Below are 19,914 nucleotides of genomic sequence, written 5' to 3' on the forward strand. Positions count from 1 at the left end.
ACGAAACGCCTCGCATTGCCTGCGCATCCCTCTCCCACCCACGCCTGTTCATGATCGGCCGGCTCACCGCGCGGGAGCCATCGCCTCCTTCGCGTCGTTCGATTGTGCGTCTTGCGACGTAGCCGCCACCGCCGTGCCGGCCTCCCAGCCGCCGCCCAATGCCTTCACCAGCGCCACCGACAGCGTCATCTGCTGGCCGTGAATCTGCACGTCCTGGCGCTCGCTGGTGAGCAGCGACTGCTGCGCGGTGATCACGTCGAGATACGCGACGAGGCCGCCCGAATAGCGGTCGTTGGCGAGCGACAGCAGATGCTGCGCGTCCGTCACCGCTTCGTGCGACTGCTTCGCCGCGCCGTCCAGCACCGACAGACCGGTGATACCGTCCTGCACCTGCTGGAATGCGGTGAGCACGGTTTGCCGGTAGTTGGCCTCGTCGGCCTTGTAGCCTTCGCTCGCGAACTTCACGTTCGCGGCGCGGCGGCCACCGTCGAACAACACCTGGCCGACCGTCGCGCCGAGCGTCCACATCAGCGTCGGCGCGCTCAGCAGGCTGGCGAACTGCGTGGCTTCCCAGCCGATCCCCGGCGTCAACGTCAGACTCGGGAAAAACGCCGCCTTGGCCACCCCGATCTGCGCGTTCGCCGCGGCCATGGCGCGTTCGGCGGAAGCGATATCGGGCCGGCGCTGCAACACGTCGCTCGGCACGCCGAGCGGAATCGCCGGCACCTGCGTGTCGAGCACCTTGGGGGCGATGGCGAATTGCGGCGCGGGCACGCCGACCAGTGCGGCGATCGCATGTTCGAATTGCGCGCGCTGGTTCAGCAGGAGTTGCGCCTGCACCTTGGTCGAATCGAGCAGCGATTTTTGCTGCAACACGTCGAGCCCCGACACCGAACCGAGATCGTGCTCGGACGTCACGTAATCGAGCGCCTTCTGCTGCAGTTTCACCGACTGGTTCAGCACGTCGATCTCGGCGTCGAGCTCACGCAGCGAAAAATAATCGGTGGCGAGGTCGGTGGTCAGCACCAGCCGCGCGTTGGCGAGGTCGTCGGCCGATTGCTCCGCCGACGCCCTGGCGCCTTCCACCTGACGACGTATCCGGCCGAATAGATCGGTGTCGTAGTTGATCGTGGGGCCGAGCTGCAAATTGTTCTGCACCGTCGACGTGGTCGGCGTCGCGTAGTTGGTGACCGGGCGGTCTTTCGAAATACGGAAGCGTGAACCGGACGCCCCAAGGTCGACCTCGGGAATCTGCTGCGCGCGCGTGTTCGCGAGCGTCGCCGTGGCCTGCGCGTAGTGAGCGCTGGCGGCCGCCAGCGTCTGGTTCTGTGCGAGCGCCTGGGTTTCCAGCGCGGCCAGCGCCGGATCGCCGAAGCCGCTCCACCAGTCCAGCGCGATCGGCGCGTGCGACGGCTCGGCCACCCGCCAGTACGAATCGGTCTGCCACGTGGGCGGCACCTCGGCTTGCGGGCGCTGATAATCCGGACCGACCGTGCACGCCGCGAGCAAGGCCGCGCCCGCGAGTGTGGTGATCGCCCGGCCCGGGCCGACGAGCTTCACGACGCCCCCTTGCCGTTCTTCTGCGGCTGGGCGATCTGCACGTGGTCGCCGTCAGCGATCGAATCGCTCGGGTTGATGATTACCTTGTCGCCTGCCTCGATGCCGCTCTCGATTTCGAGCGTCTGCCCGAGATCCTGCGCGATCACGACCTTGTGCAACTCCACCTTGCCTTGCCCGTCCACGACCGCGAGCCGCGGACCCTCGGCGCGGAACAGCAGCGCGTTGCCCGGCACCATCAGTTGCGCGTGGGCTACCGTCGGTACCGCGACCTGGACATACGCGCCGGGGCGCAGCTTGTCGTCGGGGTTCGGCAGCGTCACTTCGATCTGCAGCGACCGGGTCGGCACGTCGATCGCGCCGGAAATGTGCGTGATCGTGCCGTGGAATTGCTGACCGGGCAGTTCCGCCTGCGTCACCACCACTTTCTGATCGACCGAAACGTTTTGCGCGTAAGCCTGCGGCAATTGCACATAGACGCGCAATGGGTCCGACTGCGCCAGCGCGAACAGCGCGCGGCTCGTGCCGCTGCCCGCGTCGATCAGGTCGCCGACGTCGACATTGCGTTGCGTGACCACGCCCGCGAACGGCGCGACGATGCGCTTGAACGATTCCAGTTGCTGCAGACGTTTGACGTTCGCATCCGCGGCGGCGAGGTTGGCAAGGTCTTGCGTGTACGTGCTCTGCCGTTCGTCGAGCTCCTGTTGCGAGACCGCGTCGCGCTGACGCAATTGCTGCCAGCGATCCAGCGAACTCTTCGCGAGGCCGAGGCTCGAGCTGGTTTGTTGGCGCTGCGCCAACGCCTGCGCCAACTCCTGATCGATTTCCGGCGTGTCCAGATCGGCAAGCAGTTGCCCCTGCTTCACCCGCGCGCCGATATCGGCGTACCAGTGCAGCAGATAACCGGTTGAGCGCGCATAGATCGGCGACTCCACGTTGCCGCGCAAGGTGCCCGGCAACAACGTATCGCCACCGCCCGCGGTCTGCGTCGGGCTCACCACGTTCACGTATTGCGTGGCGTTCTGTTGGGTCGTCTCCGCCACCGAACGGCTTTGCAGCACGTCCGCGACCACGGTGCGCAACGCGCCCACGGCAAGCAGCGCCAGCACGATCCAGATGGCGAGTTTGGCGCGCTTCCATTCGCGATGGCGTGGCGGCAATGCGTGCCCGCCTTCGGTCTCGCGCGCGGGGATCGCTAGCGATGCATGGGTTTTTTCGGTCATTTCAGTCAGCCATCATTTAACTTTACGCGGGCTTGGCAGCGCCGCCATGGTCCGGCGCGGGGCCGTCGTTGCCATTACCGTTACCGCCGTCGTGGCCGCCCGAGTGGTCCGCATCGTCGTCGTTGGCGTGGCGCCGTGCGAGCCGGGTATGAATACCCGCGAACACCAGCGGCACGAAAAACAGCGTGGACACCGTGGCAAACAGCAGACCGCCGATCACCGCGCGGCCGAGCGGCGCGTTCTGCTCGGCGCCTTCGCCGAGGCCGAGCGCCATGGGAATCATGCCGATAATCATGGCGAAGGCGGTCATCAGCACCGGCCGGATCCGGCTCGCTCCGGCTTCGAGCGCGGCGGTCAGCGGCGGTGCGCCGGCCGAAAGCCGCTGGCGCGCGAACGAGACCATCAGAATACTGTTGGCGGTGGCCACGCCCATCGTCATGATCGCGCCGGTCAGCGCCGGCACGCTCAGATGCGTGCCCGTCAGAAACAGCATCCACACAATGCCCGCAAGCGCCGCCGGCAACGCACTGACGATAATCAGCGGATCGACCCACGACTGGAAGTTCACCACGATCAACAGGTACACCAGCACGATCGCCATCGCCACGCCAATACCTAGCCCGAAGAACGAACTGCGCATGGTTTGCACCTGGCCACGCACGATAATCTGACTGCCGCGCGGCAGCGACGCGCGCGCGTCATTCACCAGCTTGTCGACCTGGCTCGCCACACTGCCCAGATCGCGGCTTTCCACGCTCACATACAGATCGATCACCGGCTTGATGTTGTAGTGCGTGACTTCCGCGAACTGGCTCTGCGGCGACACGCGCACCAGGTTGCCCAACAATTGCGTCGGCCCGTTGGCCGAACCCGACACGGGCGTGCGCAGCAATTCGTCGATCGACGAGATCTGGTACTGCGGCGTCTGCACCGCGACGCTGTATTCCACGCCATTGCGGTTGTTGAACCAGAAACCCGGCGACGTTTGCGAACTGCCCGACAACGAAATGAGCACGTTTTGCGCCACGTTGCTCGCACTCAGATTGAGCTGCTGCAAACGGGTGCGATCCATCTGAAGATTGATGGCCGGTTCATCCAGTTTCTGCTGGATGTGGGTATCTACCGTGCCGGGAATCATGCGCACCTGCTTCAGCAGTTTGCGCGCAATCTCGAAGTTGCCCTGCTGATCCGCGCCGGAAATCTGCACGTCCACCGCCGCCGGCAAACCGAAGTTCAGAATCTGCGTGACGATGTCGGCCGGCTGGAAGAAAAACTCCACGCCCGGAAAGCGCCGCGGCAGGATCGTGCGCAACTTGTCCATGTAGGTTTGCGTCGGCTTGTGGTCTTCGTTCAGCGCGACCTGGATCTCGCCGTCGAGCGTGCCGATCGTGCCGGCATTGCTGTACGAGAGATTGATACCGCTATACGGCAAGCCGAGGTTATCGAGGATCGTGCCCAGTTCCTTCGCGGGGACGACCTCGCGAATCGTCTTCTCGACTTCGTCGGCGAGACGCGCGGTTTCCTCGATCCGGGTACCGGTGGGCGCGCGCATATGCAGGCGGATGTCGCCCGCGTCGACACTCGGGAAGAAATCTTCGCCAAGCACGAAAATCAGCCCCATCGACACGATGCAGAAGCCGAGGAACAGGCTACCGAAACGTCCGCGCCGGACCAGCACGCTGCTCAGAATCATGATGTAACCGGCCCGCATGCGCTCGAAACCCTGATCGAAGCGGTGATAGATACGCATGAACGGATTGGGTTTCGCGCCCGCTTTCGGCTTGTGCGCGTGGCCCATCAGCAGCATCGCCAGGGTCGGCACCAGCGTGCGCGACAGAATGTACGAGGCGAGCATCGCGAACACCACCGCTTCCGCGAGCGGCACGAACAGGTAACGCGCCACGCCGGTCAGGAAGAACATCGGCACGAACACGATACAGATACACAACGTGGACACCAGCGCCGGAATGGCGATTTCGCCCGCGCCGTCGAGAATCGCGTCGTGCAGATTCGTGCCCATATGCAGATGCCGTTCGATATTCTCGATCGTCACCGTTGCATCGTCGACCAGAATCCCGACGGCGAGCGCGAGGCCGCCGAGCGTCATGATGTTGATGGTCTGCCCGAGCGCATGCAACGCAATCAGCGAAGACAGAATCGACAACGGAATCGAGATCGCGATGATGCAGGTGCTGCGCCAGTTGCCGAGAAACAGCAGAATCATCGCGGCGGTCAGCGCGGCGGCGACCAGCGCCTCACGCACCACGCCCTGCACGGCGGCTTTCACGAACACCGACTGATCGAACAGCGCCGTCACCTTCAGGTCGGGCGGCAACGACGCGCGCGCGGCCGGCAGCAGGTCGCGCAGCGTATTGACGATCGACAGCGTCGACGCACTGCCGTTCTTGAGCACCGAGATCAACACGCCGCGATGGCCGTCCTGACGCACCACGTTGGTCTGCGGCGAGAAACCGTCGCGTACGTGCGCGACCTCGCGCAGATAGGTGGTCGCACCGTTGAGCGTGCGCACCGGAATGTCGTTGAGCCCTTCCACCGTGGCGGGCGAGCCGTTCATGTTGATCGTGTATTCCTTCGGCCCGATCTTGGCCGTACCGGTCGGCAGAATCAGGTTTTGCGCGTTGAACGCATTGACCACGTCCGAAGGCGTCAGCCCCTTGGCGAGCAACGCGCGCGTATCGAGGTCCACTGAAATCAGCCGCGACTTGCCGCCGTACGGATATGGCACGGCCGCGCCGGGAATCGTCACGAGTTGCGGGCGCAGGAAGTTCAGCGCGGTGTCGTTGAGCGCCTGCTCCGAGAGTTTCGGGCTCGACAGGCCGAGCTGGATCACTGGAATGCTCGAGGCCGAATAGCTGATGACGAGCGGCGGCGTCGCGCCCGGCGGCATCTGCTTGAGCTGCGCCTGCTCCACCGCCACGGTCTGTGCGATCGCCGTCTGGATGTTCGCGGTGGGCTGCAGGAAAATCTTCAGGATCGCAATGCCCGCCAGCGACTGCGACTCGATGTGCTCGATGTCGTTGACCGTGGTGGTCAGGCTGCGCTCATTGACCGAGGTGATACGGTTGGCCATGTCTTCGGCCGACAAACCGGTGTAATTCCAGATGATGCTGACCACCGGAATATTGATTTCCGGCAACACGTCGACCGGCGTGGTGAACAGCACGAACGGCGTCGCCAGCAAGATCAGAAGGGCCATCACGATGAACGTGTATGGCCGTTTAAGCGCAACGTTGACAATCCACATGAAACGCGCCCGAGAGAATGCTGGTAAGGGATGGTTGAATCCAGCGCATATGCTAGATCGCTAGCACCAACACCTGCATGGCGTGAAAATGGCGATATTGTCAGGAAGGCTAATGTAAGGAAAAAAGTGCTGGAAACGCGGCCTCGTTTGGCGATGAGCAAACGTTTGTTAAATGAAAATAAGCGCGATTGGCGATACTTCCGACCGCCTGTCTCGCGCGGGAACGACGGGACAGGCGCTCAGAACAAATCACGACAGGTCAATACGTAATCTGGCTTTCGGAACGGCTTCGGTCGGCGGCCAAACCGCATTACGTCTGCAAAATCACTTCGCAAACAACGACGACATATCGGCGAACGCCTTGAATTCCAGCGCATTGCCCGACGGATCGAGGAAGAACATGGTCGCCTGTTCGCCGACTTCACCCTTGAAACGCACATGCGGTTCGATGATGAAGTCGATGCCGGCCTGTTGCAGCTTATCCGCGGCCGCCTGCCATTGCGCCATCGACAGCACGGCGCCGAAGTGACGGACCGGCACGGCGTCGCCGTCCACCTTGCTGGTGTGACGGTGGCCAAGTTCCTCCGGCGCGAGGTGCGCGACGATCTGATGGCCGTAGAAGTTGAAATCGACCCACGCCTCCGAACTGCGGCCTTCCGGACAACCCAGCAGGTCGCCGTAAAACTCGCGGGCGGCGGTGAGACTATGAACAGGAAACGCCAGATGGAACGGCGGCAAACGGGTTTCGGCAGCGCTCATGACGGGAAAGCTCGCGGTGGGTATGGAAAGCCCATTTTAACCATGACCAAAATTGCTTAAAAACGATATATATTTGATCTGACCAACACCAAAATCGATCAATCTATCATGCTGAGCGAACTCAAAACCTTCATTGCCGTCAGCCGGTACGGCACGTTCTCCGGCGCGGGCGCGCGCATCGGCCTGACGCAATCCGCCGTGAGCGCGCAGATGCAGCGGCTCGAGGAAGAACTCGGCTTCGCACTGTTCGACCGCACCGGGCGCTCCGCCACGTTGAACGACGCGGGCCGCGAAACGCTGGCGCTCGCCGAGGAAATGATGGCGCTGTACGCGCGGCTCTCGGAGCGCGGCGCGGTCGCGGCGGAAAGCGGCATGCTGCGCGTGGGCGCGATTGCGTCCGCGCAGGTGTCGTTTCTGGCCGACGCGCTGGCGCGCTTTCGCGACGACCGCCCCGGCTGGCGAATTCGCGTCGTGCCGGGCGTGTCGCTAGGCTTGCTGGGCCAGGTGGATTCCGGCGAACTCGATCTGGCTGTGCTCATCCGTCCGCCGTTCGCGCTGCCGTCCGAACTAGAATGGCGCACGCTCGCCACCGAGCCATTCGTGCTGCTCGCGCCGAAGGCGCTCGCGCGCAACCAGCCCGCCTGGCGCGAACTGCTCAGGGGCGCGCCGTTTATCCGCTACGACCGCGCGTCGTTCGGCGGGAGGCTGGTCGACCGGTTTCTGCGGCGCGCGCGGCTGAACGTGCAGGACGTGATCGAACTCGACGAGCTGCAGGGGATCGTGCAACTCGTCGCGCGCGGCATCGGCGTGGCGCTGATTCCGAATACGGCGGGGCTCGGCAAGTGGCCCGCGAACGTCGTCGCGCTCGAACTCGGCGACGCGACTTTTTACCGCGAAATCGGCCTTGTGCAGCGTCCGCGGCATAGCCGGCAAGCAGTGGCGGATGCGCTCGCCGACTGCATCGGTGCGGCGGCTGGCGCGTGAGCGAACGCACAACCACCCACGCCCACGCCCACGCCCGATTGTGCTGTTGCGGTCCGTACCAACTGTATCTGTGAGCAGGAAGCGTGAGCGCTCAGAATCGTTGCTCGCACATCGAGTCGTCTTCTGAGTCGCCGTTCTTCGCCGTGTTCGTGCCGAGCGGCACGGTTTGCCCGCCATCGAGGTTTAGCCCATGATTACCAGCACCTTCCTCACCGCCGACGTCCTGATCGCCTACGGCGCCTACTTCGTCGGCACCGCGAGCCCGGGGCCGAGCAACCTGGCGATCATGTCGCTGGCCATGAGCGGAGGCCGCCGCGCCGCCCTGACCTTCGCGCTAGGCGTGGTATCGGGTTCTTTCTTCTGGGCGCTGCTGGCGTCGCTGGGGTTGTCGGCGCTGCTGGCCTCTTACTCCGAAGGTCTGATCGCGATCAAGATTGCCGGCGGCCTCTATCTGCTGTGGCTCGGTTTCAAGTCCGCACGCTCCGCTTTTAGCGCGGGCGCGTTGCCGGCCAACGCGGCTCGCCAGAACGAGCCGCCGCAACGGCTCTATCTGCGCGGTCTGTTGATGCATCTCACCAATCCGAAGGCGATCCTCGTCTGGCTGTCGATCGTGTCGCTGGCTGTGTCCCCGGTTGGCGGCGCCTCGCATACCGTGCCGGTGGTGCTGGGTTGCATGTGCATCGGCGTATCGGTGTTCAGCAGCTACGCGGTGCTGTTCTCGACCGCATCGGCACGCCGCGTCTATCTGGCGATCCGGCGCTGGCTCGACGGTTCGCTGGCGATCATGTTCGGAATTGCCGGCCTCAAGATGCTGACGTCGAAAAACTAACCGCAGGCGCGGTTCATGAAGCGCACCGCCGCTCTGCGATACTGTCGCCACCCCAAGCCGAGCGGATCCACGAACACAATGAGCGGTACCGATCATTCAAACCCGGGCGCGCAACGTCCGTCGCCGCAAAAGCGGTTTTATCTGGCGGGCGCCGCGGTGCTGGTCGCCAGTCTGATCGCCGCGGTAATTCTCTATGTGACGGCCGCGGAGCCCGACAGCGCCGTCTCACAGTACGGCATTGCCGACCCGCGCTATCAGATCGAATTGCAACGTATCGGCGGCACGGCGGAAGTGCTGATGGCGCAGCTACACGACTGGTTCGACGGACTGTGGCACGGCACCGCGCTCGCTTATACGGTGGCCGTGCTGGGCGCTGCCGTTGCCGGTGCGTGCTTCTTTATCGGCCATTTCTTCTTCGACGACGAACCGCCGCGCTAAACCCGCGCCTAGGTGGCTTCCTTGACGTGCAAGTCCGGCTTCTCCACGCCGGCCGAGCGCAGCGCCTCATGCAAGGTGCTGAAAATGCAGCTCGTGTCGATCACTGGCGTGATGCCATGCCGGTCCATATCCGCGCGCAGATAACGGTTCACGCGGGCAAAGATCACCTCGATGCCGCCGGCCTTCAACGTCTCGCACAACTCCCCCACCGAACGCGCCGCCGAATAGTCGAGGTCGGTAATCGCGCTCGCGTCGACGACGAACCAGCGCACCTTGCTCGGCGCGTGATCGATCAGACGGCGCGAATCGTCGACGAAAAAGTGGTCGTTCGCGTAGAACAGGTCGGCGCCGAAGCGATAGACGATCAACCCCGGCGCGGTCTGCATGCCCGGAGCGGCGGGCACCGGCACCCAGACGCCGTCGTCGCCGGGCGCGAGAATCATCGTATGGGGCCGGTAACTGTGACGCACGTGACGCAGCAGCGAGAGCGCTACGGCCACCAGAATGCCGTGCTCGACGCCGATCAGCACGACCGCCAGCGCGGTGAACAACGCCAGCGTGAATTCGCCCGGACTTTCACGGCGAATCGCAAACAGCGCCTGCACGTTGATCAGCCCGACGGCGATCGTGAAGACGATGCTGGCAAGAATGCAATGCGGCAGATACTGCAGAAAACGGCTGAAAAACAGCAGCACGACCACCACCACCGCCGCGAACACGACCTGCGCGAACTGGCTGCGCGTGCCCGCGCGATCGCCCATGGCCGTTTGCGTCGGGCTGCCGTTGACCACGAAGGCGCCGGTGAACGCCGCCGCCGCGTTGGCTGCGGCGATGCCCAGCAGGTCGGCATTGGTGTCCACGGGTTCGTGATAACGCTCCGCGAACACGCGGCTCGCAGCGGCGCTCTGCGCGACGATCATCACGAAACACGAGGCGGCGACCGGCAACAGATCGAGCAGTTGCTGCCAGGTCACGGACGGCATGCGCAGCGGCGGCAAGCCACCCGCCACCGGCCCGAGCACGGAAATGCCGTGCGCCGCGAAGCCGTAAATATCGCTGGCGGCAATGCCCGCCACGACGGCGAACAGCGGCACCGGCGCGCGCGGCAAAAAGCGTTTGCAAACGAGAATGGCGACGACCACCAGCAGTGAAATGCCGAGCGTGGGCAGATGAATCCGCGCCGCCTCGCGCACCACCAGCGCCACCTGCGCGACGCTGCTCGCCGCATGGCCGGGCACGCCGAACATGTCGCCGAGCATGGCAATGCCGACCTGCACGCCGACGCCCGCGAGAAAGCCGACCAGCACGGTGCGCGACAGGAAGTCGGCCAGAAAACCCAGTTTGAAAATACGCGCGACGAGCAGTAACGCGGCGGTGAGCAACGCGACCATTGCGGCAAGCGACGCGTATTCGACACTCGACGCCGGCGCCATGGTGGAAAGCCGGCTTGCGAAGATCGTGGCGGTCGCGGAATCGGCGGCGACCACGAGGTGTCGCGAGGCGCCGAAAAACGCAAAGGCGAGCAACGGCAGGAAAACCGTGTAGAGCCCTGCCACGGCCGGCATGCCGGCGATACGCGCGTAGCCCAGCACTTGCGGAATATCCATCGACGCGAGTTGCACGCCGGCCAGCGCATCACGCGCGGCGCCACCGCGCGTCAAGGGAAGGACACCCTTCAGCACGCTCATGCGCGCCGTCATACTCGCCAGAAAATCTCGCATACGCGATGCTGCCCCATTCTTGATGGTAATCGCGCATCGTGCCGCGATTCAGCACTCAAAGGCAAGCCCTGGCGAGGAATCGGCGAAAGATAGCGGCGTCAGCCGGTAGCGGCCGGCATGACGCAGCGCGGCAATCCGGTGCCTGGATTCACCGCCTGAAGTGGCCCGTGACGGGATCCACGTGACGCGCGAAATTGAATAGCGCGACGATGCACAACGGACAGGCAATAAAGAATGCGGTCAACATCGCGAACCCCGTAACAGTTTGTTACCACTGAGTTTAAGGGAGCGAAAAACAAACCGCAGGAGGGGAAACGGCAAAACACTGTTGCAGAAGATTACGGGGCCGTTACGGCAGCGCGATAGCGGACCGTATCTGCCGGCTCAACGTGAAACGTCGGCGCCATAGAGCCCGCACGCGGCGCCGACTGAACCAGGCCTACGCGCCGTGACCGGCTTCCTTGAACAGCAGCACACCCGCGAAACTCACGAGACCGCAGACCAACATGTACCAGGCCGGCGCATAAAAACTGCCCGACAGGCGCCACAGCGCGCTGACGATCAATTGCGCGAAGCCTCCGAAGACCGTCACGCCCAGCGCGTAGATCACGCCGAGCGAGGTCGCGCGTACTTCCGGTTTGAACGCTTCGAGAATCAGCACGAAACCCGCCGGACTGGATGTCGTCATCAACGCGGTCAGCACAAACACGACCAGCACCACCGTGCCGATCGACGGCCAGCTTTTGATCGCGTAGAAAGCCGGCAGCAGAACTGCGAGCGATACCACCGACATCGCGTACAGCACGGTCTTGCGACGCGGCATCCGGTCGGCGAGACGGCCGGCGAACGGCGCGCCGACCAGCAGCACCAGACCCGCCGTGCAGCCGGCCAGCAGCGAGACGGCCGACGGCATGCCGGTCGTCAGCGTCAGGAAGGCGGGCAGAAAAAATACGATCACGTACATCGTCGAGGTACCGCCGATCACCAGCATCGTGCCCGCCACGATTTGCCGCCATTCGATACGCGGTTTCGGCGAGGCCGCACTGGAGCTTGCCAGGCCATGCGTTTCCTCCTGCCCGTTGCGCGCGGCCGGCAAGGTCTCGTCCAGATTGCGGCGCAGATAGAAACCGAGCGGGCCGATCAGCAGGCCGATCAGAAACGGGACGCGCCAGCCCCACGCCAGCAGCGCCTCGTGCGACAGGTAGCGCGACAGCGTCGCGGCAACCAGCGCGCCGGCGAGCGCCGCGCCGCCCTGCGAAGCCATTTGCCAGCTCACCAGCGAACCGCGCCGCCCCGCGCTGCCCGACTCCATCAACAGCGTGGTGGCCGCGCCCACTTCACCGCCCGCCGAAAAACCTTGCAGCAAGCGGCCCAGCACGATCAGCACGGGCGCCGCCAGACCGATCGACGCGTAGGTGGGCGCGAGGCCAATCATGCCGGTGCCGAGCGCCATCAACGACACGGTGAGCACGAGTGCCTGCTTGCGTCCCGCGCGGTCGGCGTACGCGCCGATCACGATGCTGCCGAGCGGCCGCACGACGAAGCCGACGCCGAACGTAGCGAGCGACATCATCAGCGCGGCGGCCTCGCTGCCGGTCGGAAAGAACAGCTTGCCGATCAGCGCCGCGAAAAAGCTGTAGACCGTGAAGTCGAAAAACTCCAGGCCGTTGCCGAGCGCCGCCGCGACGATGGTCCGGCGCGACGCCCGCTGTCCGGCCGCCTTGCCGGCGACTGCGCTTGCATTGGGTTGGATGGCATTCATGGTGAGCGTCGCGCCTAGAAGTTGTGATACATGCCGAGCGATACCGTCACCGGTGTCGTGCCGAGTTCCGGCGCGGTGCTGCCGGTTTGCGTCGGCAACGGGTTGTTGTTCAGCAAGACCGTCGACATGCCGTAATTGCGGATAAAGCCGGCGCGCGCATACAGGCCGGTTCGCCTCGACAGCGTGTAGTCGTAGCCGAGCATCACGCCGAGCGCGGAGTCTTTCGCGAGTTTGTTCGCCGAGTCGTGCACGCCGGACGTATCGCGATACACCACCGACGCGCGAAACGCGTTGCGCCCGATCGGCCAGATCGTGCCGAGCGTATAGACGCGTGCGATACCGTCGTTGACGAGCTTCGGCGCGTACTGATTGAAGGCGCCCGACAACACGATCTTGCCGGTGTCGACCACCACGCCGAGGCCGTACAGATCGTTGCGCACGGTGCTCGTGCCGTTCGCGCCCCACACCTGGTTGAAGTTGGCCGTCAGATAGGTCGTGCCGTTATACCACTGCAATAGCGCGCCCTGCGCCGCCGCGGTCGGCGCCTGGCCGGCCACGTTGCTGGGCGCGTACATCAGCTCGGTGCTGAAGCCCGCAAAGCTCGGCGACAGATAGGTGATCGCATTGTTCACGCGCGCGGCGAGTTGCGTGGCGCCGGCGCCGAGGTCGCTGTTGTAGCCGTAGCCCTTCGGCGTCTGCACGACCGCCGTGCCGAGCCACGTATAGGCGGAGTTGGTGCCCACCGTGCCGAACACGTCGACGAACAGCGGCAGGCCCGTGCCGATCTGCTTGCCGAAGCGCACGCGGCCATACGTGGACGAATCCAGGCCGACCCACGACTCGCGATTGAAGAACGACGTGCTGTCCTGCATCGTGCCGTTGTTGGCGAGAAAGCCGTTTTCCAGATTGAACTCCGCACGCAGGCCGCCGCCCAGATCTTCGCGTCCGAACAGCCCGAACTTCGACGTCCATTCGCCGCCGCTCTGCGTTTGCACCAGCGACTTGCCGCCCGCGCTCTGGTAGTTGATGCCCATATCGACCGAGCCGTACAGCGCCACGCCTTCGCGCAAGCTGCCGTTGAACTCCGGCAGCGCGGACAGCAAAGTCACCTGGTACGGTTCGGCGCCCGCCGTGCCGGTCCCGAGCGTCAGCAGTGCCGCGCTCATTGCGATGCATTTCTTCATGGGTCTCCCTCTTTCTCGCTTGCGATTTGTTGTGTGGAAAGTGACGTGCCGGGGGTGTCGCAAGGCCGATCAGCCGCAGCGTCGGCTAATCGATTCGCTCACGTCGGCGCGCTCAGATAGCGCTCGGTGAGCCCGACGAAATACGCGGCGCCCCAACTGAGCGCCGCGTCGTTGAAGTCGTAGTCCGGGTTGTGGACCGCGCAGCCGCCGTGAGAGTCGACGCCGTTGCCGAGCACCACGTAGCAGCCCGGCACCACCTCGGTCATCCACGAAAAGTCCTCGCTGCCCATCACGGCGTCGGGCATCAGCGTGTAGCCGTGCGGACCCGCGAGCGCTTCGATGGTGGCGATCGCGAGATCGGCCGCGCCGCGATGATTGATCAGCGGTCGCGAGATCTGCCGGTAGTCGACCTCGGCGCTGGCGCCGTAGGTTTGCGCCTGCATGTGCGCAATGCCGCGAATCCGCGCTTCGACCTTGTCGCGGGTTTCGGCGTCGAGCGCGCGGACCGAGAGTTGCAGCGTCGCCGTTTCGGGAATCACGTTCGGCGCCGTGCCCGCGTTGAACGCCCCGACGGTCACCACCGCCGCGCGGGTCGGCTCGATATTGCGCGCGACGATCGACTGCAAGGCCAGCACGATATTGGACGCCGCCACGATCGGATCGCAGCCGAGTTGCGGCATCGCGCCGTGCGTGCCTTTGCCGGTCACGGTGATCGTCACCGAATCGGACGACGCCATCATGCAGCCGTGGCGCAGCGCGAAATGACCGACCGGCAGACCCGGCGCGTTGTGCAGCGCGAACACCTGGTCGCACGGAAAGCGCGTGAAGAGACCGTCCGCGATCATCTTCGACGCGCCGCCCAGACCCTCTTCCGCTGGCTGGAAAATCAGGTTCAGCGTGCCGTCGAACTCGCCCTTCGTGGCGAGACGATGCGCCGCCGCCAGCAGCATCGCCGTGTGGCCGTCATGACCGCACGCATGCATGGTCCGCGCGACCGTGCTTGCGTAGGACAGACCGGTAGCCTCCTGGATCGGCAGCGCGTCCATATCGGCGCGCAGCCCGAGCGTACGGTCCGACGTGCCGCGTTTCAGCTGACCGACCACCCCCGTGCCGCCGACGCCCGCCGTCACCGCATAGCCCCATTCGGCAAGCTTGCCGGCGACCAGTCCGGCCGTGCGCGTTTCTGCGAAGCCGAGTTCCGGGTGCGCGTGAATGTCGTGGCGAATCGCAATGAATTCGTGCTCGGTCTCGCGCAGTTCGGCGAGAAGTTGGGGAAAAGACTGCGTCATTCATGGCTCCGGTCAAGACGGCTGCCGTGTCGCAACCGTTCGAAGCCAAGCGTAAAGATCCTTGTCCGAAACAAAAAAGCACAAATTTTGATACGCATAACCAGCAGTGTTATCTTCCGCATCATGAAAATTCATCATCTACGGGCGCTGGTCGCGATTGCGTCGACCGGCAGCATCAACGGCGCGGCGAAGGCGCTGTACGTGACGCAGCCGGCCATCACGAAAGCCGTGCGGGAACTGGAGACGGAGTTCGGCGTGCGTCTGCTGGAGCGCAACCAGTGGGGCGTCGTGCCGACCGCCGAAGGCGCGGCGCTGGTAAGTCGGGCGCGCACGGTGGTGCGCGAAATGGAGCGCGCCGAGGAAGACATGGCGCATCTGAAAGGCTTGCGCGACGGCAGCCTGGTGATCGGCGTGACGCCGATTGTCGGCACGACAGGGCTCACCGAGGCATTCGTCGAATTTCGTCAGCGCTGGCCGCAGGTCACGCTGGAATTTCGTGAACTGGGCTTCAACCAGTTGCAGGAGCAACTACGCAACCGCACGGTGGATCTGGCATTCGCCGCGTTCGCGCGGCCGGTCAGCGACTCGGGCAATGTCCGGCAGATGGTCGCGTTCGAGACTGCCTTCGTGGCGCGCGCGCAAAGTCCCTTTGCCAGTGCGACCTCGCTCGCGGCAGTACAGGAAGCGGAATGGATTCACACCGACGTGACGGACAACTACCCCAGCTTTATCCGCGCGATGTTCGAGCGCGCCGGACTCACTCCGCCGCGGCGGATAACCCGCTGCACGTCGTACGCGCTGTATTACAGCTTGATGGTCAGCACCGACGCCATCTTCGCGTGGACCACCCATTCGCTCGAGGAAACGTCGCTGGGCCAAAGCTTCGTGCGGCTCGCGTTGCCGGTCGTGCCGCCGCCTTTGCGGTTGTACCTGCTGGCGCCGCAGGAATCTCAATTAACGCGGCCGGCGGAGTATTTCCTGCACTGCATCGAGCGAGCGCTCGGGCCTTTGCTGACGGCGCCCGTTGATCGCGAAGGGGGTGACGGGCCGCTTTCGAGCACATCGGATGAGCCATAACGTCCGATACTTCAGTCACTTACGTCATATTTGCCTAAAGTATCAGACGCTATTTTCAACTCGCCATCCCTTCACTGCCTCCAAGGCATTGAAAAATAGACATTTGTCCGATACTTTTGACATATTCATTCTATTTGACTAATCTATCGGACATGTCCCGAACTCTTCAGCGCCCCTTTCCGTCCGTCGAGAAGCAGATACACGCGCTCGGCGAACGCCTGAAACTGGCACGCCTGCGCCGCGAACTCCCCGCTACCCTGTTCGCCGAACGGCTCGGCATTTCGCGCGATACCCTGCACCGTCTCGAGAAAGGCGATCCTGGCATCGCCCTCGGCACCTACATGCGAGCGCTACGGGTCCTGGGACTCGACAAGGACATGGACGTCGTCGCCCGCGACGACACACTCGGCCGGAAGCTGCAGGACCTCAAGCTGGCGGGTCAACGCAAGCCGCGTGCGAGCGCGCCAGGCGCCGCTCGCACCAAGGCCTCGCGGCCGGCCGGAAAACCCGCCCGGAAAACCGATGGCCAGCAATAAACCTCGCGACACATTCAAGGTGTTTCTCGACGACGTCACGGTAGGCAGCCTGCAGCAGGTCGGCACGCTGTATCGCCAGACCGTGCGCACCGACCTGCCCGCCGCGTTCGCCTACGAGCAGAACTGGGTGGACGGACACCACGCATTCATGCTCGACCCGCGCCTCGAGTTGTGGACCGACGAGCAATACCCGCCCGCGAAAGCCGTGGCGTTCGGCATCTTCATGGACTCGGCGCCGGACCGCTGGGGCCGCGTGTTGATGGAGCGCCGCGAAGCCGCCGCCGCGGATCGGGAAGACCGGCCCATGCGTCATTTGCAGGAAATCGATTTCCTGCTCGGCGTTCACGATCTGACGAGGGTCGGCGCGCTACGGTTTCAGAACACCGCCGGCGATTTTCTCGACAACAGCGCCGAGGCCGCGCCGCCGGTCACCGATCTCGCGACCCTCGCGTATATCAGCCTTCGCATCGAAGAGGCCGACATCGAAAAAATGCCGGAATACGAGCAATGGCTGGCCATGCTGATCGCGCCCGGCACGTCACTGGGCGGCGCGCGTCCTAAAGCCAATTTCACCAGCCTCGGCAACGACCTGTGGCTCGCCAAATTCCCGGCGAAAGAGGACCGCTACGACATTGGCGCATGGGAGTACATCGTTCATCGGCTGGCAAGCAAAGCGGGCATCTGGGTGCCGGCGTCCGAACTCAAATACGTGGGCGCGCGTTACGGCACCTTCTGCGTCGAACGATTCGATCGGCACGACAGCCGCCGGCGTATGTACGCGTCGGCCATGACCTTGCTCGAACGGCAGGACGGCGATTCGGACGCAAGCTATCTGGACCTCGCCGAATATCTGGCCAGCAACGGCGCGCAAGGCCATATCGACAGCGATCTCGCGCAGCTCTTCAAACGCGTCGTCTTCAACGTCGTGGTGGGCAATCGCGACGATCATCTGCGCAATCACGGTTTTATTCGTGAAGCTTCGGGCTGGCGTCTGTCGCCCGCATTCGACATGAATCCGAACCCGGGCAAACGCGAACATGCGTTGACGCTGGACTCCATGAGCGCCCTGCCCGATCTCGACGCCACGATCGAAACAGCCGAGTTCTATCGCGTCGACGCGGCCCATGCGCGGCAGATCGTCGGCGAGGTGCGGGACGCCGTCAAAACATGGCGGGACGAGGCCGCCGCACTCAACCTGTCACGGCCCGAAGTCCAGCGAATGGAAAGTGTCTTTCTGGTCTGATGCGACGTCGGCGCCCCCATTTGCGAGCGAAACGCGGCGCGTTGGCGCCTTCGTTCCGGTGGGGGCCGCCTAACCCTTTATAATCCGGCATGATCCGAATCCCGCTCGACACCCGCTCCCAACCGGCCGCACACGGCCGCCGCGCCGCCTTCCGCTTCAGGGGCGCCGCATGAAAACCCCGAAACGTCTGCTCCCGCTGGTCGAAGAAGGCCTGATCGACGAAGTCATCTCGCAGTTGATGAGCGGCAAGGAAGCCACCGTCTACGTGGTGCGCAGCGGCGACTCCATCCGCTGCGCGAAGGTCTACAAAGACGCCAAGCAGCGCAGTTTCCGCCAGGCCGCGTCGTATCGCGAAGGCCGCAAGGTCAAGAACAGCCGCGAGCAGCGCGCCATGGAAAAAGGCAGCCGCTACGGCCGCGAAGTGCAGGAACAGGCATGGCAGAACGCCGAAGTCGACGCGCTGTTCCAGCTCGCCAACGCGGGCGTGCGCGTGCCGCAGCCGTTTATCTGCACCGACGGCGTATTGCTGATGGAATTGGTCACCGACGCCGACGGTAATGTCGCGCCGCGTCTGAACGACGTGGAGATGAGCGAGGAACGCGCGCTCGAATTGCACGCCATGCTGCTCCAGCAAGTGGTGCGCATGCTGTGCGCCGGCATGATTCACGGCGACCTGTCGGAGTACAACATTCTGCTGGCCACCGACGGCCCCGTCATTATCGACCTGCCGCAAGCGGTGAATGCGGCCGGCAATCTCGAAGCGCCCGCCATGCTGGAACGCGACGTGAATAACCTCGCGACGTATTTCGGGCAGTTTGCCCCGGCCTTGCGCGAAGCCAGTTACGGCAAGGAAATCTGGGCGTTATACGAAGCGGGCGCGTTGCACGTGGAGAGTGCGTTGACCGGCCGCGTCGAACTCGACACCACGCCGATCGACCTGGAAGCGGTGCTGCAGGAACTCGAGGACACGCGGCTCGACGAAGAAGCGCGTCAGCGCCACGAAGCGTCGCTGCGCAGCGGCACCTGAACCCGGCCCGGCGCCGGGCCCACCGACTTGCGCATCGTCACGCTCACCGGAAATTCGCGGAACACTTCCCACGTGGTCCGGTAGCACTGATTGAGCAGCCACCGTACCGCGTTCTGCGTCAGTTCCGCGGTTGGAATATGCACCGACGTCAGTCCGGGCGACGCATAAGCCGCCGAGTAATCGTCGTCGTACCCAATCACCGACACTTCATCCGGCACGGCAACCCCGGCCTCGTGCAGATACGCGAGCGCGCTCACCGCCATCGTGTCGTTCGCGCAGAACAGCCCCGTGAAACGCGGCGTCGTATCGAGCAGCTGGCGGGTGGCGGCGTAACCGCCCTCTGGCGAGAAGTCCGATTCGATCAACGTGACGTCGTCGCGCGCAATGCCTGCACGCGCCAGTTCGGCGAAGAAACCCTCCAGCCGGGTCTGGTTGTCCGACGCGGTGAACGGCCCCGAAATCACCGCGATCTCGCGGTGCCCATGATCGAGCAGCGTGCGTGCGGCCAGCTCGCCACCGCGCCGGTGATCCGCGCAAAACGACGCCTCCGGCAACTGATCGAACGCGCGATTCAGAAACACCATTTTCGGATGCATCTTGTGCAGCATGATCAAGTCTTCGTCGTGCAGATCGTGGCTGATCACCACCACGCCGTCGCAATCGCGACCGATCAGAAAGCGCACCGCTTCCATGGCCTGCTCACGCGGCGACACTTCCCCGCAGCCGGTTGCCACCACCACGTGACGGCGCACCGCGCGCAGTTCGGTATCGGTCTGTTTGAGAATCGTGCCGTAATACGAGCCGAAGAAAGTCGGCACGAAAATGCCGACCATGCCGAGCGACTGCGTCGCCATGGCGCGCCCGATCGACGACGGGCGGAAGTTCAGCGCCTCGATGGCCGCCTTCACGCGGGCGGCGGCATCCGCTGAGATCGGCCCTTTGCCGGAAATGGCGCGCGACGCGGTCGACATGCCCACGCCGGCGAGTGCCGCGACATCTTTGAGTGTAGCCACGCGGATC

General features: G+C 64.2%; 16 protein-coding genes. 7 read left to right on the forward strand and 9 right to left on the reverse strand.

Translation table 11 applies throughout. The annotated features are described in order from the left end of the window. Positions 1-63: 63 nt before the first annotated feature. From B0G83_RS17290 to B0G83_RS17305, 4 genes are all read right to left on the reverse strand, one after another. Positions 64-1,560, reverse strand: a complete 1,497-nt coding sequence (locus B0G83_RS17290) for an efflux transporter outer membrane subunit (RefSeq protein ID WP_105508605.1) — start codon at positions 1,558-1,560, stop codon at positions 64-66. Beyond that, positions 1,557-2,780 carry an efflux RND transporter periplasmic adaptor subunit gene (locus B0G83_RS17295; protein WP_105508606.1) on the reverse strand — a complete coding sequence of 408 codons (1,224 nt, stop codon included), beginning with the start codon at positions 2,778-2,780 and terminating at the stop codon, positions 1,557-1,559. The genes B0G83_RS17290 and B0G83_RS17295 overlap by 4 nt, the downstream gene beginning before the upstream one ends. Positions 2,781-2,802: 22 nt before the next feature. Further along, a complete protein-coding gene (locus tag B0G83_RS17300; RefSeq protein ID WP_105508607.1) occupies positions 2,803-6,045 on the reverse strand; it encodes an efflux RND transporter permease subunit in 3,243 nt (1,080 codons plus the stop codon). 324 nt (positions 6,046-6,369) lie between these two features. Continuing rightward, on the reverse strand, positions 6,370-6,804 hold the full coding sequence (locus B0G83_RS17305) for a VOC family protein (protein ID WP_105508608.1): 435 nt from the start codon (positions 6,802-6,804) through the stop codon (positions 6,370-6,372). A gap of 108 nt (positions 6,805-6,912) precedes the next feature. Between B0G83_RS17305 and B0G83_RS17310 the strand changes: the two genes are divergently transcribed. The 3 genes from B0G83_RS17310 (at position 6,913) to B0G83_RS17320 (ending at position 9,055) form a co-directional block, all read left to right on the forward strand. After that, entirely contained in the window at positions 6,913-7,788 is an 876-nt protein-coding gene (locus B0G83_RS17310; protein ID WP_105508609.1) for a LysR family transcriptional regulator, read from the forward strand. 190 nt (positions 7,789-7,978) lie between these two features. Next, positions 7,979-8,617, forward strand: coding sequence for a LysE family translocator (locus B0G83_RS17315; RefSeq protein ID WP_105508610.1), 639 nt, complete (start codon positions 7,979-7,981; stop codon positions 8,615-8,617). A 78-nt stretch (positions 8,618-8,695) separates the two neighbouring features. Beyond that, positions 8,696-9,055 carry a hypothetical protein gene (locus tag B0G83_RS17320; protein ID WP_105508611.1) on the forward strand — a complete coding sequence of 120 codons (360 nt, stop codon included), beginning with the start codon at positions 8,696-8,698 and terminating at the stop codon, positions 9,053-9,055. 8 nt (positions 9,056-9,063) lie between these two features. Here the strand turns inward: B0G83_RS17320 and B0G83_RS17325 are convergent, their stop codons facing one another. From B0G83_RS17325 to B0G83_RS17340, 4 genes are all read right to left on the reverse strand, one after another. Then, positions 9,064-10,776 (reverse strand): SulP family inorganic anion transporter, encoded by a 1,713-nt coding sequence (locus tag B0G83_RS17325; protein ID WP_181156933.1) that lies wholly within the window; start codon positions 10,774-10,776, stop codon positions 9,064-9,066. 439 nt (positions 10,777-11,215) lie between these two features. After that, a complete protein-coding gene (locus B0G83_RS17330) occupies positions 11,216-12,538 on the reverse strand; it encodes an MFS transporter (protein ID WP_105508613.1) in 1,323 nt (440 codons plus the stop codon). 14 nt (positions 12,539-12,552) lie between these two features. Beyond that, positions 12,553-13,722, reverse strand: a complete 1,170-nt coding sequence (locus B0G83_RS17335) for a porin (RefSeq protein WP_105508614.1) — start codon at positions 13,720-13,722, stop codon at positions 12,553-12,555. A 98-nt stretch (positions 13,723-13,820) separates the two neighbouring features. Beyond that, positions 13,821-15,011 carry a M20 aminoacylase family protein gene (locus B0G83_RS17340; RefSeq protein ID WP_105508615.1) on the reverse strand — a complete coding sequence of 397 codons (1,191 nt, stop codon included), beginning with the start codon at positions 15,009-15,011 and terminating at the stop codon, positions 13,821-13,823. On the opposite strand from B0G83_RS17340, the gene B0G83_RS17345 reads away from it, so the two are divergent. The 4 genes from B0G83_RS17345 (at position 14,961) to B0G83_RS17360 (ending at position 18,894) form a co-directional block, all read left to right on the forward strand. Next, positions 14,961-16,088 (forward strand): LysR family transcriptional regulator, encoded by a 1,128-nt coding sequence (locus B0G83_RS17345; protein WP_258167927.1) that lies wholly within the window; start codon positions 14,961-14,963, stop codon positions 16,086-16,088. The genes B0G83_RS17340 and B0G83_RS17345 overlap by 51 nt on opposite strands. A 152-nt stretch (positions 16,089-16,240) precedes the next feature. Continuing rightward, positions 16,241-16,624, forward strand: coding sequence for a helix-turn-helix domain-containing protein (locus tag B0G83_RS17350; protein WP_105508617.1), 384 nt, complete (start codon positions 16,241-16,243; stop codon positions 16,622-16,624). Beyond that, a complete protein-coding gene (locus B0G83_RS17355) occupies positions 16,611-17,867 on the forward strand; it encodes a type II toxin-antitoxin system HipA family toxin (protein ID WP_105508618.1) in 1,257 nt (418 codons plus the stop codon). The genes B0G83_RS17350 and B0G83_RS17355 overlap by 14 nt, the downstream gene beginning before the upstream one ends. 169 nt (positions 17,868-18,036) lie before the next feature. Continuing rightward, the gene (locus B0G83_RS17360) at positions 18,037-18,894 is read left to right on the forward strand and encodes a PA4780 family RIO1-like protein kinase (protein ID WP_105508619.1); all 858 of its coding nucleotides are present in this window, start codon (positions 18,037-18,039) and stop codon (positions 18,892-18,894) included. Here B0G83_RS17360 and B0G83_RS17365 read toward each other — a convergent pair. Beyond that, complete coding sequence (locus B0G83_RS17365) at positions 18,858-19,907, reverse strand: substrate-binding domain-containing protein (RefSeq protein ID WP_105508925.1); 1,050 nt, start codon at positions 19,905-19,907, stop codon at positions 18,858-18,860. The genes B0G83_RS17360 and B0G83_RS17365 overlap by 37 nt on opposite strands. Positions 19,908-19,914: the final 7 nt, after the last annotated feature.

This window comes from Paraburkholderia sp. BL21I4N1, assembly GCF_002973525.1.
Classification (GTDB): Bacteria; Pseudomonadota; Gammaproteobacteria; order Burkholderiales; family Burkholderiaceae; genus Paraburkholderia.